The sequence below is a fragment of the Nocardiopsis eucommiae genome (assembly GCF_965344335.1).
GTDB classification, from domain to species: domain Bacteria; phylum Actinomycetota; class Actinomycetes; order Streptosporangiales; family Streptosporangiaceae; genus Nocardiopsis; species Nocardiopsis eucommiae.
Map to the genome: position 1 here is coordinate 37,247 of NZ_CBDRIY010000009.1, position 14,322 is coordinate 51,568.

The window sequence follows — 14,322 nt, forward strand, 5'->3', positions numbered from 1 at the left end:
GTCGAGGGGGCCGCTACAGCCCCGCGACCGCCTCGCCGCCGCCCTCGGAGAGGAGCTTGTTGAGCGGGTCCAGGGCGTAGATGCCCTCCAGGTCGACCGGCTCGAGCAGGCCCACGCCCTCGGCGTGCTCGGCTCCGCCCCGGAGCGAGGGGGCGATCGGGTCCACGGTGAAGCTGGTGTTCTCGAAGGCCGAGGCGACCACCTCGGGGCTGGGCCCGCTGCCGGAGACCGACCCCAGGTGGGCGATGGCGGCCGCCTGCGCCTCCTCGGGGTTGTCGTTGATCCAGTCGACGGTCTCGATGTGGCCGCGCAGCAGGTCCTCCACCACGTCGGGGTGGGCCTCCAGGAACTCGGCGCTGACGATCAGGTGCGTGGTGACGAACTCGCCTCCGGTCTCCTCCCAGAGGTCCGTCTCGTCCACCAGCAGTTCGCCGTCGAGCTCCACCAGGAGGCGGCTCAGGTGCGGCTCGGGGACCCAGGCGCCGTCGATCTCCCCGAGCTCGAAGGCGTTGATGATGTCGGAGTTGTCCTGCGGGATGATCGAGAGGTCGCCGCCGCCCTCGGTGTCGACGTCCCAACCCTGCTCCTGGGCGAACCAGCGCAGCGCCACGTCCTGGGTGTTGGCCAGTTGCGGCGTGGACAGCGTGGTGCCGGGCAGGTCGTCCACGGAGTCGATCCCGGGACGGACCACGAGGCCCGCGCCGCGCGAGGTGGAACCCGCGATGACGCGCAGGGCCGTACCGTCGGACTGGGACCACCCGTTGATGGCCGGGTTGGGTCCGATGAAGGTGGCGTCGACCTCACCGGCGAACAGCGCGTTGATGGCGTCCGGGCCCGCGTTGAACGTCTGGGTGTCCAGTGCGACGTCGCCCAGGGCCTCGGCGAAGGTGCCGTTCTCCACACCGACCAGGGCGGGCGCGTGGGTGATGTTCGGGAAGTAGCCGAGGGTCAGGGTGTCGGCGTCCCCGCCCCCGTCACCGTCGGCCGACCCGCCGCAGGCGGTCGCGACCATCCCGATCGCCAGTACCGTGGCGGCGGCCGAAAGCACGGTCTTGCGCAGGCTCATGAGGGTCCTTTTCGGGTGATCAGAGGGACGAACGGGCCAAACTCTACTTAATAAGTAGGTTTTGTGGAACAGGAGGCGCGGAGGTTTCCTGTGACTCAGGACACCTTACTCACGCACGACCACGAAGGGTGACCACACCACGACCCACCAGGGAACACGAAAGGGGCGGCGGAGCCGGAGGCTCCACCGCCCCGAGGGGGTGGAAGGGCGCCCGAGGGCGCGGCGGGCCCGCGGACGCTACTCCGCGACGGAGCCGTCGGCGTCGACCGCCAGCACCACACCCTGCCAGGTCTCCTGGATGTACTCCAGGACCCGCTCGTCGTGCAGCAGCTCGGCCAGCAGCTGGACGCGCTCGTCGTCGACGTTCTCCTCCAGGGCCACCAGGCCGTTGGCGTACTTCTCGACGTAGTCGTCGCCCTCGGGCTCCCAGGCCAGGACGTTGGCGTCCTCGGTGACCCCGGCCTCGATGGCGTAGTTGCCGTTGATGACCGCGGCGTCGACGTCGGCGATGGAACGCGGCAGCTGCGCGGCCTCCAGCGGCGTGATGACCAGGTCCTTCGGGTTGTCGACGACGTCCTTCTCGGTGGCGGTCTCACCGGCGTCGGGGTCCACGGTGATCAGACCCTCGGTCTCCAGGATCGTCAGCGCGCGGTAGAGGTTGGCCGGGTCGTTGGGGACCGCGACCTTGGCGCCGGTGGGCAGGTCGTCCGCGCCCTCGTAGGTCTCGGAGTAGAGCCCCAGCCGCTCGATGTGGACGTCGGTGACGTAGGCCAGGTCCGCGTCGGGGCCGTTCTCCACCCACTCGTTCAGGAACGAGCGGTGCTGGAAGTAGTTGGCGTCCAGGTCACCGTTGACGAGCCCGGCGTTGGGCGTGTTGTAGTCGGCGATCTCCTCGATCTCCAGCTCCAGCCCGGCCTCCTCCGCGAGGTTCTCGTCGATGAACGCGAGGATGTCACCGTGCGGCACCGGGCTGACTCCGACCCGGAGCGGCCCCTCCCCGGCCTCGGCGTCGGCGGACCCGGAGGCCTGCTCACTGGGGGAACCGCAGGCGGCGAGGGTCAGAGCCAGGGCGGCCGCGCCGATGAGGGTCGAGGTCGTGCGCATGGTGCACTCCTTCGTGGTCGTGGGACGGAGGATGGCGGGGGGTGTCCGGCGACGGTGGGACCGGCGCCGGGACGGCCCGGTGTCCTCGTGGGACCCGGGCACGCTGATACCAGAGACTAGACCACCTTCTTGGTAGGAAAAATCCGTTTTGCCGCGAGCCCATCGTGGCCTTCCCCACAGCGGGACAAATTACCTACTAATCCGGTAGCTTTTAAAGGGAACTGGAAGCATCATGGGTACATGCTCAGCGCACACACCGCACCTCCCCGAGCCGACGCCCGCACCACCCCGACGCGGAGTCACCCGGCCCTGACCGCCGTGCCCGGACCCGCCTCCCCACCCACCGCCGAGGCCCCGGGGGGCGAGCACTCCCTCCTCGGTGTGCTCCCCCTCCCCGAGAGCGGCCGGTACATGCTGGTGTACGGGGTCGTCGTGGACGAACCGCACCCCGGGGTCCGCCCCGCGCCGGAGACCGGCGGCGACCTGCTCCTGGACCGGGGCTCCCGCCGTGTGTGGGCCCAGGGCACCGAGGTCGAGCTGACGTTCCAGGAGTACGAGCTCCTGGAGTGCCTGACCGCCTCCCCCGGCCGCGCGGTCACCCGGGGCGAGCTCATGGAACGGGTCTGGGGCTCCAGTCGCGAACTCCACTCCCGCACCATCGACGTGCACATCCACCGCCTCCGCCGCAAGCTCGGCCGGGCCGGAGGCCGCATCGCCACCGTGCGCAAGGTCGGCTACATCTACCACGGCCCCTCGACGTCGGCCCCGGGGCGGGAGGACTGACCGACCGGGCCACCGATCGGAGCGCTCGGGCGGAGCGACCGTTCCGAGCCCGCGCGCACGAAGAGGGGCGCGGCACCCACACGGTGCCGCGCCCCTCCCTCGTCCGGGTCAGAAGGAGAACCCCCGGAACAGCAGCATCGCCAGCAGCAGTCCCACCAGCAGGTTGAAAGCGGTGGCGGCGCCGAAGACACCGATCGGACGCCACCCCGCCTCGCGCAGGGAGCCGAGCCGGAACTCCAGCCCGATGCTGGTGAAGGCCGCGATGAGGAACCAGTCCCGCAGCGCCTTGGCGGTGTCCAGACCCGCCTGGGCGTCCTCGGCGGCGTTGTTGGCCCACAACGTGGCCACCACCGAGGCGACCAGGAAGCCCAGCACGAACTTGGGGAAGCGGTCCCACAGGGTGCGCAGCCCCGGGCGCCCTTCGGCGGCCGCTCCGTCCGTGGCGGCCACCCGGAAGGCGAAGTAGGCCGTGAGCAGTACCGCGACCACACCCATCAGGACGTTCTGGGTGGCCTTGACGATGGAGGCGATCTGGAGCGCGTCCTCGCCCACGATCGCCCCCGAGGCCGCGACCGCGGCGGTGGTGTCGATGTTGCCGCCGATCCACGCGCCCGCCTGGGCGTCGCTGAGCCCGATCACCTGGACCAGCCAGGGAAGCAGGAAGATCGAGGGGACCGCGAAGAGGATGACCAGGCTCGCCGTGTAGGCCAGCTGCTCCTTCCTCGCCTGCACGGCTCCGGCCGCCGCGATCGCGGCGCTGACGCCGCAGATGGAGACCGACGAGGCCAGCAGGGCCCGCAGGCGGTCGTCGAGCCCGAGCCTGCCCCCGAGCCACCAGGTGAACAGGAAGACCGAGGTGACCAGTACCAGGGCCTGGAGGACGGCCGGTCCGGCCGCGCGGATGATGACGTCGAACAGGACCGTGGAGCCCAGGAGCACCAGCCCGGTCTTGATCAGGAACTCGGTCCGGAAGGCCGGGGAGAGACGATCGAGGAGTCCGGTCAGGGACAGGACGAGGTTTCCCGCCAGACCGAGGAGGATCGCGTAGACGGGGTACTCGACCGCGCTGGCGAACCCGGACAGTGCGGTGCCCTCGGCTGCCTCGGGGACCCAGGACTCCAGGAACCGGGTGGCGGCGGCCAGTGCCAGCACGACGAGCAGGCCGAGGGCGGTCCAGCCCCGGGAGGCGGGCGGTGGCGTGCCGGGCGGGGAGGCCTCCGGAGCGGGGGGCTCGGCGGCGGTGGACGGGGCGGCCTCCGAGGGAGGACCCTCCTCCGGGGCGCCGTGGGGAGCGCGGGGATCGGGGGTTCCGGTGCTCACGGGATCAGCCCCTCGGGGATCACACCGAGCAGGCACAGGCCGAGCAGCAGGAGGCCCGTGAGGGTGGCGGCCCAGTCCTCGCTGATCCTGGGTCCGGTCCGCGCGGGGGTGGTGGGTGTCGGTCTGGAGGGTGTCTCACTCATGACGCTTCTCCTCCGGGCACTCGAGGCGCCCTGGGTCGGGGGACGGAGCGGGGGGTACTGCGAAGGGTCGCGGGGCCGGCGACCCTTCCTCATTAAACCTACTTATTTAGTATGAATAAGGGACACGCGGAGCCGCGGAACCCTGGCGGCGGGGTCGGGGCCGCCCGGGACAGGGTCAGGAGGCGGGAGCGGACTCCCGCTCGGGCTCGGTCACGGGCAGCCCGGCCTCGCGCCAGGCCCGGAAACCACCGACCAGGTCGGTGGCGCGCGCCAGCCCCAGTTCCTGGAGCTGGGCGGCGGCCAGGCTGGAAGCGTAGCCCTCGTTGCAGAACAGCACCACGTGCCGGTCCGGCGAGTCGGCCTCGGCCACCCGGTCCGGACTGGTGGGGTCGAGCCGCCACTCCAGGACGTTGCGGTCGATCACCAGGGCACCGGGGATCCCTCCCTCCGCCGCGCGGTTGACGACCGGCCGGGTGTCGACCAGGAGCGCGCCCTCGCGCTGGGCGTCCAGCGCCTCGGCGGGCGTGAGACGCTCCAGGTGGGCGCGCCTGCTGTTCAGGAGGCGTTCGACGTGGCTCACCGGCCCACCCCCTCGGCGGCGGGCACGGACTCCAGCGTGGGGACGTCGGGCTCGGGGTCGGTGGTGAGGATGCTGCCGGTCCGGCGCAGCGCGTCGTCTCCGGTGACCTCGTAGTAGTGCATGGCGGTCAACGGTGGCGAGTACGCGTGCACGCTCACGGCCGGACGGTCCGAGGTGTTGGTGACGTCGTGCACGTGACCGAGGGGAAAGCGCCCTCCCCCGCGCTCCGCGAGGACGCGTTCGCGCAGCTCCCCGTCCCAGTAGTGCTCGACCAGCTCCCCGGTGACGACGGTCAGGGCGCCGAGGGAGCCCGCGTGGTCGTGCAGCCGGGTGGACTGGTCGGGGGTCCAGGAGATGAGCCAGACGTCGGTGTAGTCGTCGGCGTGGAGCCGGACGGACCAGCGGTTCTCGGCGTCGAAGCGGATCTCGTGGATTCCCTGGCGGACCTCCTCCGCGACCTGCGCGGTCAGCTCGGACAGGCGGTCCAGGGTGAGCGGTGTGGGCGCGGCGGCGCGTGCGGCGGTGTCGTCGACGGTCATGGGGCTTCGTGCTTCTCTCCGGGCGGTGTCAGTGGTCGTGCGGGACGGTGTCACTGACAGCGTTCGTCGAAGGTGAGCGGTCGCCACCAGGGCCGGAGGTGTGGTGATGCGCTGACTGCCATGCTCGCCAGTAAACCATATTCCCTACAGGTTTAGTCGGTAGTGGCGCGCCACCTCCGGCCCCACCCGCCCCGCCAGCACCACGCGCCACCCACCCATCACCACCCCTGACCTCGCGCTTCGATAAATCCCTACTTTATTGGTTGACAAAATCGGGTTCCGGCGACCACAGTGAACACCACGCCGACCGGAATCGCGGAGCCGGTCGGCGCGGACCCGCCGAACCTCGCGCCGCCCGGGCCACCCCGCCGGACGGACATCACGAGCGCGAGGCCGGTCCACGTTCCGGGCCGAGGGGGCTGCCATGCGCGGAGCCGCCCGACCCTCGGCCCGGACACCCACAGAACCACCGCGCCACACCGACGATCGGTGCCTCACGACCGACCCGCTCCACACGTGCTTTGATTCCGGGTAATTCCAGTAGGCATTCAGGATTACCGGGCGTGTCGGTCGCGCCCCAGCTCAGGAGGCTCCCCTTGTCCGAGACCATCACCGGAACCACCCCCGACACGCCCCCCGACGCCACCCCGGTTCCCGTGTTGACCTCCGCCGCCGAAGCCGTCCGCGTGGCCCGTTCCCTGGTCCCCCTGGTCGCGCGCGAAGCCTCCACCCGCGACAGGGACCGCTGTCTGCCCCACGACGTCCTCCGTGCGCTCTCCCGCTCCGGTCTGCTGGGGGTGACCGTCCCCCGCGACCTCGGCGGGGCGGCCGTGGGAGCCGCCACCGTCGCGGAGGTCCTGCGGTTGCTCGGCACCGCCGACCTGAGCCTCGCCCAGATCCTCCAGCCGCACTTCGCCTTCCTCAACGCCCTGCGCCTGCGTGGCGGCCCCGAGGCCCGGCGCCGCGTGTACTCCGACGTCCTCGCGGGCGCCCTGGTCAGCAACGCGCAGGCTGAGCGCTCCGGCCGGAACGCGCACACCCACGCCACCCGGATCGAACGTGACGGAGAGGCGTACCGGATCGACGGCACGAAGTACTACGCCACCGGATCCCTGTTCGCTGACTGGCTCGCCGTGGTCGCGCCCGGCGCCACCCCGGACGGCCCCCGCCCGCACCTGGCGTTCGTCCCCGCCGACCACCCCGGGGTCCGGATCGAGGACGACTGGGCGGGCATGGGCCAGCGCACCACCGCCAGCGGCACCGTGCACCTGTCCGGGGTGACGGTCTGGCCCGAGCTGGTCCTGGAGCAGTACCGGACCTTCGAGGGCCCCACCACCTACGGAGCCCTGGCCCAGCTGCTGCACGCCGCCATCGACGTCGGCGCCGCGCGCGGGGCACTGGAGGAGGCCTCGGAGTTCGTACGCACCAAGAGCCGCCCCTGGTTCGAGAGCGGCGTCGAGACCGCGACCGAGGACCTCCTGCTCGTCCAGAGCTTCGGAGAGCTGGAGATCCAGGTCCGCTCCGCCGAGGCCCTGATCAGCACCGCCGCCGACCGTGTGGAGGCGGCCGACGCGCTCCTGGCCGGGGGAGCCCCCGGCGCGGAGGACGCCACCGCCGAGGCCTCCGTCGCGGTCGCCGCTGCCAAGGTCGTCGGCGGCCGAGCCGCCGTGGAGGTCTCCTCCGCCCTGTTCGAGGCGGCGGGCACCCGCGCCACGGCGGACGAGGCCAACCTGCACCGCCACTGGCGCGACGCCCGCACCCACACCGTCCACGACCCGGTGCGCTGGAAGGTCCAGCACGTCGGGGAGTACTCCCTCAACCGTCGCCGGCCTCCCCGGCACGGACAGATCTAGCGCCCCGAGAGCAAGGACTGACACCCTCATGCCCCTGACCTTCCACTGGTTCCTGCCCACGCAGGGAGACAGCAGAGGCGTCGTCGGCGGAGGCCACGGCGCGGACGTCGTGTCCTCCCCCGCCTGGCGCACGCGCGAACCCTCCCTGGAGTACCTCGGCCAGATCGCCCAGGCCGCCGAACGGCTGGGGTTCGAGGGTGTCCTCACCCCCACCGGATCGTGGTGCGAGGACGCCTGGCTGACCACGGCGATGCTGGTCGGGGGCACGAGGCGGCTCAGGTTCCTGGTGGCCTTCCGTCCCGGCCTGCTCTCACCCACCCTGGCCGCGCAGATGGCCAGCACCTACCAGCGGCTCAGCGGGGGCCGCCTGCTGCTGAACGTGGTGACCGGCGGCGAGTCCGCCGAGCAGCGCCAGCACGGCGACTTCCTCGACAAGGACGCCCGGTACCGGCGCACCGGAGAGTTCCTGCGTGTGGTGGACGCCCTGTGGCGCGGCGAGACCGTGGACCACCGGGGCGAGCACGTCACCGTCGAGGGGGCCGCCCTCCAGCGGACGCCCTCCCCGCGCCCGCCCGTGTACTTCGGCGGTTCCTCCCCCGCCGCTCTGGAGGTGGCCGCCTCGCACGTGGACACCTACCTGACCTGGGGTGAGCCTCCGGCCGCCGTCGCGGAGAAGATCGGCCGGGTCTCCGCGCTGGCCGCCGAACGGGGTCGGACCCTGGAGTACGGGATCAGGCTGCACGTGATCAGCCGCGACACCGAGGAGGAGGCGTGGGCGCAGGCCCGGCGTCTGCTCGACGGGATCTCCCCCGAGACCGTCGCCCAGGTGCAGAGCGGTCTGCGCCGGAGCGAGTCCGAGGGGCAGCGGCGCATGCTGGACCTGCACGGCGGCCGGGCCGACGACCTGGAGATCCACCCCCACCTGTGGGCCGGTGTGGGGCTGGCGCGCGGCGGGGCGGGTACGGCGATGGTCGGCAGCCACGAACAGGTCGCGAACCTGATCGAGGAGTACCACCGGGTGGGCATCAGCGAGTTCGTCCTGTCGGGCTACCCGCACCTGGAGGAGGCGTACTGGTTCGGTGAGGGTGTGCTGCCCCTGCTCCGGGAACGCGGCCTGTGGCGGCATCCGGACGGCGGTGAGGCCACCGGGGGCCGCACCCTCGTCCCCTTCGCCGTGGCGGAGCCCGCCACCACCTGAGTCCGCCCCTTCCTTCCGTTCCGGAGCCGTCATGACCACGACCGTCCTCGTCGGGAGCCCGCGCCCGGGTTCCCGCACCGCCACCGCCGCCCAGGCCGTGGCCCACCACGCCGCACGCGCCGCCGGGCTGCCTCCGGAGCAGGAGGTCCTGGAACTGGCGGACCTCTCGCCCCTGCTGCTCACCCCCGGACCCACCCTGGACGTGCGGTCGGCCCTGGAACAGGTGAGCGGATCCGATCTCCTGGTGGTGGCCAGCCCCACCTACAAGGCGACCTACACCGGACTGCTGAAGGTCTTCCTGGACCTGCTGCCGTCCGGTGTCCTGGAGGGCGTCACGGCCGTCCCCGTCCTGGTGATGGCCTCCCCCGCGCACACCCTGGCCGTGGACGTGCACCTGCGCCCGCTGCTCCTGGAACTCGGGGCCACGGTTCCCACCTCGGGGCTGGCCCTGCTCCAGGACACCGTGCCCACCGATGACGACCCCGGCCTACGGCTGGACGCGGTCCTGGAGCCGTGGGCCCACCGGTCCGCCTCGGCCCTGCGCGCCGCCGTCCGATCCCGGACCACCACCGTCTGACCGCCAGAAGGGAGAGTCCGTTGAGTGTCACCGAGACCTCGTCCCCGGGCCGGACCCGGGCCGAGGCCGACCGGTTCCGCGCGACGATGCGCCACCACCCGGCCGGGGTGGTCGTCATCACCGCGAGCGTCGGAGGAAGGCCGGTGGGACTGACCGCCACGTCCTTCACCAGCGTGAGCCTGGATCCACCGCTCGTGTCCTTCTACGTGGCCGACACGTCCACCACCTGGCCGACACTGCGCCGCGCGGGCGAGTTCGGGGTGCAGCTGCTGAGCGAGGAGCAGGCGGACGTGGCCGCGCGGTTCGCGAGCAGGGACGTCGACCGCTTCGCACCGCCCACGGCCTGGCGACCGGGCCCGGACGGGGTGCCGCTGCTGGACGGGGCGGTGGCGCACCTGGTCTGCACGCGTTTCGACACCCGGCTGATCGGTGACCACTGGCTGGTCGTCGGGGAGGTGACCCACACGCTGGTCCTGACGGACCCGCGGCCGCCGCTCCTCTACCACCGGGGCGGGTTCACCACGGTGACTCCGACGGAGTAGGCACGGCTCCGCGAACCCCCTCGCCTGGGCGGAGGGGCCCCGAACTGACGGGGGCTCCCCTCCGCCGTGCGGTCCGTGCCTCGTGGATCCGCACCGTGACGCCGGGCGCACATGTAAGGCCCGGGTGGGGCGGAGGATCGCGGGTCAGCGCGTGAACGGGGCCCGGAGGCGGGCGGCGAGTCGGGCCAGGGCGGCACGCACGCCGGTGGAGCGGGAGACGGGGCGCAGCCCCGGGAGGACGGCCACCGGTGCGGGTGCGGTGAGGGGCGCGGTGACGGTGAGCCCGCCCGTGCCGCGACGCAGGGTCGGGCGGCCGATCGGGGCGTTCAGGTCCACGCGGCACAGGGGCGCGCGGTCCGCGCTCCGGGCGAGGACGAGGGTGTCGCCCTCGCGCAGGACGACCACCCCTCGGGGGTCGACGCCCGGGGCGAGCTCGACCTCGACCACGAGGTCGCCGCCGAAGCGGCCGCTGTCCACCCGGGCCACGGGCTCGGCCTCGAACTGGGCCCACAGGTGCTCGTCGATCCGCTCGTCGGTACCCGCGAAGACATCCGTGACGCGCATCGGACCACTTCCCCTCGTCCTTGAGTTGTCTGCGCTCAAGTTTATTGACGCACCCTCACGAGGGCAAGGGAGAAGTGTCCGACACGGCCATGGCGGCGGTCACGCGTCCAGGCGCTCCCCCGACCCCGGCGAGAAGACGTGCACCTGTCCCGGCCGGACCCGCAGGTGGACGACCTGCCCGCTGCTCGGGGCGCGGTCCGGGGCCACCCTCACCACCAGGTCGCTGTCGGCCGGGTGCCCCGGGATCCCCCCGTACAGGTAGCAGTCCGCGCCCAGGTTCTCGACCAGGCCGACCTCCATCGGGAAGCCGTCCCCGTCGCCCACCAGGTCCACCGCCTCGGGCCGGAAGCCCAACAGGACCGAGTCCGCGCCCTCCCGGGCCAGACGCGCCCGTTGTCCCGGGCTCAGCGGAAGGTCGTGACCGCCCACCCGCACCGCCTCACCCGTGACCGGGAACGCGCGCAGGTTCATCGCGGGCGAGCCCATGAACCCGGCGACGAAGGCGTTGGCCGGGCGCTCGTAGAGCCCGAGCGGGGTGTCGCACTGCTGGAGCAGCCCGTCCTTGAGCACCGCGACCCGGTCGCCCATGGTCATGGCCTCGACCTGGTCATGGGTGACGTAGACGGTGGTGACGCCCAGCCTGCGCTGGAGTTCGGCGATCTGGGTACGGGTGGACACCCGGAGCTTGGCGTCCAGGTTGGACAGCGGCTCGTCCATCAGGAAGACCCGGGGCTCGCGCACGATCGCGCGGCCCATCGCCACGCGTTGACGCTGGCCGCCGGAGAGCGCCTTGGGCCTGCGGTCGAGCAGCGGGGTCAGGTCCAGAAGCTCGGCGGCCTCGGCCACCCGGCGCGTCCGCTCCTCCTTTCCGACCCTGGCCATCTCCAGGGCGAAGCCCATGTTCTGCCCCACGGTCATGTGCGGATAGAGCGCGTAGGACTGGAACACCATCGCGATGTCGCGGTCCATGGGGCTGAGGTCGGTGACGTCGGTGTCCCCGATGCGGATGGTCCCGTGGTCCACCTCCTCCAGTCCGGCGAGCATGCGCAGTGACGTGGACTTCCCGCAGCCGGACGGTCCGACCAGGACCAGGAACTCCCCGTCCTCGATCTCCAGGCTCAGCTCGTCCACGGCGGGCGCGTCCGAGCCCGGGTAGAAGTGGGTGGCCTTCTCGAAACTGACCGATGCCACGTGGCATCACTCCTCTACAGCTGCGGGTTGACCTGGAGCTTGCGGCCGCGACCGGCGCGGAAGGCCTCGACGGCGAGACCGTAGTCGTCGAGGCCGAAGGAGTCGGTGACCATGGTCTCGGCGTCCACGACCCCCTTGGCCATGATGTCCACGGCACGCCCGTAGCTGTGCAGCACGGCCATGGAGCCGACCACGGTGATCTCGTCGTTGTAGATACGGAACGGCGAGAAGGTCGCGGTGGCCTCGGCCGGGGCCACCCCGAACACCTGGAAGGTGCCGCCCCGCGCCACCCTGGTCAGACCGTCCTCGATCGCCGGGACCACGCCGGTGCAGTCGATGACCACCTCCCAGTCGGAGCGGTCGAGCGCGTCGGCGCCGACGGCCACCGCGTCCGCCGCCAGGGAGGCGGCCACCGCGAGGCGGTCGGTGTTGGGGTCGACCACGGACACGCTGGCGGCCCCGGCGGAGGCGGCCAGCTGGGCCATGAGCAGGCCCATGGTCCCCGCCCCGTAGACCAGGTAGTGCTCGCCCACCCGGCCCGGCAGCAGGTCGAACCCGTGCACGGCGCAGGAGAGGGGCTCGATGAGCGCGGCGTGCTCGAAGGGCATGGCGTCGGGGATGCGGTAGCAGGAGGCCGCTGGCACCGAGACGAACTCGGCGCTGGCGCCGGGCCGGGTCACGCCCACCGCGTTCCACCGCGCGCACAGGTTGCCCCGACCCACCAGGCACTTGGCGCACTCACCACAGAACAGGGAGGGGTCGACCGCGACCCGGTCGTCGACGGCCACGTCGGTGACCTCCGAGCCGACCGCGACCACGGTTCCGGCGAACTCGTGCCCGGGGACGATGGGGTACGGGGTGGGTGCGAACTCCCCGTCGATGATGTGCAGGTCGGTACCGCAGATGCCCACGGCGGCCGGGGCGACGACCACGTGCCCGGGGCCGGGCTTGGGGTCGTCCACCTGCTGGACGGAGTAGCTTCCGGGTTCGCTGACAACGAGTGCGCGCATTACTTCACGGCTCCTAGGGACAGGCCGCGGACCAGCCACCGTTGGGCGGCCCATCCGGCGAGGATCACGGGCAGGGCCGCCATGGTGGAGGCGGCCGAGAGTCGGGCCCAGTACAGGCCCTCGCCGCTGATGAAGCCGACGAGGAAGACCGGGACGGTGGAGGCCTGGGACGCGGTCAGGTTGACCGCGAAGAAGAACTCGTTCCAGGCGAAGATGAAGCAGATCAGGGCGGTGGCGGCCAGTCCGGGGGCGATCATCGGCAGGATGACGCGCCGTATCTCCGTGAACCGGCGCGCTCCGTCCATCCGGGCGGCTTCGAGGACCTCCTTCGGTAGCTCGACGAGGAACGACCGGATCATCCAGATCGCGATCGGCAGGTTCATGGCCGTGTACACGAGGGTGAGCGTGCGGGCGTCGTCCAGCGCGCCGAGGTTCCTGGCGATGACGTACAGCGGCAGGATCATGGCCACCGGCGGCAGGAGCTTGGTGGACAGGAAGAAGAACAGCGAGTCGCGCCACGCCGGGACGCGCACCAGGGAGAGCGCGTAGGCGGCGGGCAGGCCCAGGACGATGGCGAGGATCGTCGACAGTACCGACGCCTGGACGGAGTTCAGCAGGTAGGGGACGAAGTCGCGCCCGATCACCGCCGAGTACTGGTCCAGGGTCGGTTGGAAGAAGAAGGTGGGCGGGTTGGTGGAGGCCTGGGACTCCTGCTTGAAGCCGGTGAGGAACATCCACAGCACGGGGAAGAAGAACAGCAGTCCCAGCGCCCACGCGAGGAGGCCCGGCAGGGGGCGTACGGGTCGGCGCCGACGTCGACGCCGGACCGAGCCGGGCCGGGGCGCGGTCGTCCCCGACGGGGCGGCCGGAGGTGCGGTCACGGGGGTCACGACTCCTCCTCGAACAGGCTGGAGACCACGCGCAGGGCGAACATGGCGACGACCAGGGTCGCGACGACCACGATCACTCCGGCGGCGGCCGCCTCCCCCACGTCGAAGGAGCGGAAGGCCTGAAGGTAGATGAAGTAGGGCAGGTTGGTGGTCGACTGTCCCGGGCCGCCCTGGGTGATCATGTAGATCGCGTCGAAGGTCTGCACGATGTAGATCGTGCCGAGCAGGATCGCCAGCTCCACGAAGCGGCGCAGGTGCGGGAAGGTGATCCGGCGGAAGACCGCGAGGGGTCCGGCGCCGTCCACCCGCGCGGCCTCCAGCACCTCGGGTGACTGGCTCTGGAGCCCGGCGAGCATGATGAGCATCATGAACGGGGTCCACTGCCAGGTCAGCACCATGACGATGGACAGCAGCGGGAAGTCGTTGACCCAGTCCGCCTGGACCCCGAACGGCGACAGCACCCAGTTGAGCAGGCCGTACACCGGGTGGTACATGGAGGTCTTCCACAGCAGCGCGGCGGCGACCGGCATGACCAGGAACGGGGTGATCATCAGGGTCCGGACGATCCCCCGGCCGAGGAAGGCGCGGTCGAGGAGGAGGGCCAGGCCCAGCCCGAGGACCAGCGAGGCCAGGACGGCGCCGACGGTCAGCAGGACGGTGTTGGCCACGGCGTTGTGGAAGAGCGGGTCGCCCAGGACGCTGCCGTAGTTGGCGAACCCGGCGAAGGAGTCGGAGTCGGGGCGCAGCAGGTTGCTGCTCTGGAAGCTGTAGTAGACGGTGAACAGGAACGGGATCTGGGTCATCGCGATGACGAACAGCAGTCCCGGCAGCAGCGGACCGCGCCGGAGCCATCGCTCCGCCCGGGTCAGGTCCCGGGTCCGGGGCCCGCGCCGCGCCGTCTCCGGCGGGGTCTGAGCGGTCATGGCCCTCCTTGCGGGAGTCGGGGTGGGGAGGTCTCCGGT

The 14,322-nt window shown here is 71.7% G+C and carries 16 protein-coding genes; 5 read left to right on the top strand and 11 right to left on the bottom strand.

What is annotated here, in order from left to right; translation table 11 throughout:
- Window positions 1-13: 13 nt before the first annotated feature.
- Together ACRWK8_RS07500 and ACRWK8_RS07505 are read right to left on the bottom strand one after the other, a co-directional pair.
- Entirely contained in the window at window positions 14-1,066 is a 1,053-nt protein-coding gene (locus tag ACRWK8_RS07500; protein WP_378741788.1) for an ABC transporter substrate-binding protein, read from the bottom strand.
- Window positions 1,067-1,303: 237 nt separating this feature from the next.
- Window positions 1,304-2,170 carry a MetQ/NlpA family ABC transporter substrate-binding protein gene (locus tag ACRWK8_RS07505; protein WP_431869157.1) on the bottom strand — a complete coding sequence of 289 codons (867 nt, stop codon included), beginning with the start codon at window positions 2,168-2,170 and terminating at the stop codon, window positions 1,304-1,306.
- 240 nt (window positions 2,171-2,410) lie between these two features.
- On the opposite strand from ACRWK8_RS07505, the gene ACRWK8_RS07510 reads away from it, so the two are divergent.
- A complete protein-coding gene (locus tag ACRWK8_RS07510) occupies window positions 2,411-2,953 on the top strand; it encodes a winged helix-turn-helix domain-containing protein (RefSeq protein WP_378741793.1) in 543 nt (180 codons plus the stop codon).
- Window positions 2,954-3,061: 108 nt separating this feature from the next.
- Here ACRWK8_RS07510 and ACRWK8_RS07515 read toward each other — a convergent pair whose 3' ends face one another.
- From ACRWK8_RS07515 to ACRWK8_RS07530, 4 genes are all read right to left on the bottom strand, one after another.
- Window positions 3,062-4,273 (bottom strand): YeiH family protein, encoded by a 1,212-nt coding sequence (locus tag ACRWK8_RS07515; RefSeq protein ID WP_378741794.1) that lies wholly within the window; start codon window positions 4,271-4,273, stop codon window positions 3,062-3,064.
- Window positions 4,270-4,416 carry a hypothetical protein gene (locus ACRWK8_RS07520; protein ID WP_378741796.1) on the bottom strand — a complete coding sequence of 49 codons (147 nt, stop codon included), beginning with the start codon at window positions 4,414-4,416 and terminating at the stop codon, window positions 4,270-4,272. Before ACRWK8_RS07520 ends, ACRWK8_RS07515 begins: the two co-directional genes overlap by 4 nt.
- A 175-nt stretch (window positions 4,417-4,591) precedes the next feature.
- Complete coding sequence (locus ACRWK8_RS07525; RefSeq protein ID WP_431869160.1) at window positions 4,592-4,996, bottom strand: rhodanese-like domain-containing protein; 405 nt, start codon at window positions 4,994-4,996, stop codon at window positions 4,592-4,594.
- Entirely contained in the window at window positions 4,993-5,535 is a 543-nt protein-coding gene (locus ACRWK8_RS07530; RefSeq protein WP_378741802.1) for a cysteine dioxygenase, read from the bottom strand. The genes ACRWK8_RS07525 and ACRWK8_RS07530 overlap by 4 nt, the downstream gene beginning before the upstream one ends.
- Before the next feature lie 596 nt (window positions 5,536-6,131).
- Here ACRWK8_RS07530 and ACRWK8_RS07535 point away from each other — a divergent pair.
- Genes ACRWK8_RS07535 through ACRWK8_RS07550 form a run of 4 tightly spaced genes read left to right on the top strand, consistent with a single transcriptional unit; the run spans window position 6,132 to window position 9,705 of the window.
- Window positions 6,132-7,388, top strand: coding sequence for an SfnB family sulfur acquisition oxidoreductase (locus ACRWK8_RS07535; protein ID WP_431869165.1), 1,257 nt, complete (start codon window positions 6,132-6,134; stop codon window positions 7,386-7,388).
- A gap of 28 nt (window positions 7,389-7,416) precedes the next feature.
- The gene (locus tag ACRWK8_RS07540) at window positions 7,417-8,586 is read left to right on the top strand and encodes an LLM class flavin-dependent oxidoreductase (RefSeq protein WP_431869167.1); all 1,170 of its coding nucleotides are present in this window, start codon (window positions 7,417-7,419) and stop codon (window positions 8,584-8,586) included.
- A 31-nt stretch (window positions 8,587-8,617) separates the two neighbouring features.
- A complete protein-coding gene (locus ACRWK8_RS07545) occupies window positions 8,618-9,163 on the top strand; it encodes an NAD(P)H-dependent oxidoreductase (protein WP_431869169.1) in 546 nt (181 codons plus the stop codon).
- A 20-nt stretch (window positions 9,164-9,183) separates the two neighbouring features.
- Window positions 9,184-9,705: a flavin reductase family protein gene (locus ACRWK8_RS07550; RefSeq protein WP_378741810.1), complete on the top strand. Its 522-nt coding sequence runs from the start codon at window positions 9,184-9,186 to the stop codon at window positions 9,703-9,705.
- A 144-nt stretch (window positions 9,706-9,849) separates the two neighbouring features.
- Here ACRWK8_RS07550 and ACRWK8_RS07555 read toward each other — a convergent pair whose 3' ends face one another.
- The 5 genes from ACRWK8_RS07555 to ACRWK8_RS07575 form a co-directional block, all read right to left on the bottom strand.
- Window positions 9,850-10,269, bottom strand: a complete 420-nt coding sequence (locus tag ACRWK8_RS07555; protein WP_431869172.1) for a hypothetical protein — start codon at window positions 10,267-10,269, stop codon at window positions 9,850-9,852.
- A gap of 99 nt (window positions 10,270-10,368) precedes the next feature.
- The gene (locus ACRWK8_RS07560; protein WP_378741815.1) at window positions 10,369-11,460 is read right to left on the bottom strand and encodes an ABC transporter ATP-binding protein; all 1,092 of its coding nucleotides are present in this window, start codon (window positions 11,458-11,460) and stop codon (window positions 10,369-10,371) included.
- Between the two features lie 14 nt (window positions 11,461-11,474).
- Window positions 11,475-12,470 carry a zinc-dependent alcohol dehydrogenase family protein gene (locus tag ACRWK8_RS07565; protein WP_431869174.1) on the bottom strand — a complete coding sequence of 332 codons (996 nt, stop codon included), beginning with the start codon at window positions 12,468-12,470 and terminating at the stop codon, window positions 11,475-11,477.
- Window positions 12,470-13,360, bottom strand: a complete 891-nt coding sequence (locus ACRWK8_RS07570; RefSeq protein WP_431869176.1) for a carbohydrate ABC transporter permease — start codon at window positions 13,358-13,360, stop codon at window positions 12,470-12,472. The genes ACRWK8_RS07565 and ACRWK8_RS07570 overlap by 1 nt, the downstream gene beginning before the upstream one ends.
- Window positions 13,357-14,283, bottom strand: a complete 927-nt coding sequence (locus ACRWK8_RS07575) for a carbohydrate ABC transporter permease (RefSeq protein ID WP_378741821.1) — start codon at window positions 14,281-14,283, stop codon at window positions 13,357-13,359. The genes ACRWK8_RS07570 and ACRWK8_RS07575 overlap by 4 nt, the downstream gene beginning before the upstream one ends.
- Between the last annotated feature and the right edge of the window lie 39 nt (window positions 14,284-14,322).

Coding starts and splice junctions, on each gene's coding strand:
- ACRWK8_RS07505 (WP_431869157.1), bottom strand. CDS start 2,170: ATGCGCACGACCTCGACCCTCATCGGCGCGGCCGCCCTGGCTCTGACC.
- ACRWK8_RS07565 (WP_431869174.1), bottom strand. CDS start 12,470: ATGCGCGCACTCGTTGTCAGCGAACCCGGAAGCTACTCCGTCCAGCAG.
- ACRWK8_RS07500 (WP_378741788.1), bottom strand. CDS start 1,066: ATGAGCCTGCGCAAGACCGTGCTTTCGGCCGCCGCCACGGTACTGGCG.
- ACRWK8_RS07540 (WP_431869167.1), top strand. CDS start 7,417: ATGCCCCTGACCTTCCACTGGTTCCTGCCCACGCAGGGAGACAGCAGA.
- ACRWK8_RS07555 (WP_431869172.1), bottom strand. CDS start 10,269: ATGCGCGTCACGGATGTCTTCGCGGGTACCGACGAGCGGATCGACGAG.
- ACRWK8_RS07520 (WP_378741796.1), bottom strand. CDS start 4,416: ATGAGTGAGACACCCTCCAGACCGACACCCACCACCCCCGCGCGGACC.
- ACRWK8_RS07545 (WP_431869169.1), top strand. CDS start 8,618: ATGACCACGACCGTCCTCGTCGGGAGCCCGCGCCCGGGTTCCCGCACC.
- ACRWK8_RS07530 (WP_378741802.1), bottom strand. CDS start 5,535: ATGACCGTCGACGACACCGCCGCACGCGCCGCCGCGCCCACACCGCTC.
- ACRWK8_RS07575 (WP_378741821.1), bottom strand. CDS start 14,283: ATGACCGCTCAGACCCCGCCGGAGACGGCGCGGCGCGGGCCCCGGACC.
- ACRWK8_RS07510 (WP_378741793.1), top strand. CDS start 2,411: ATGCTCAGCGCACACACCGCACCTCCCCGAGCCGACGCCCGCACCACC.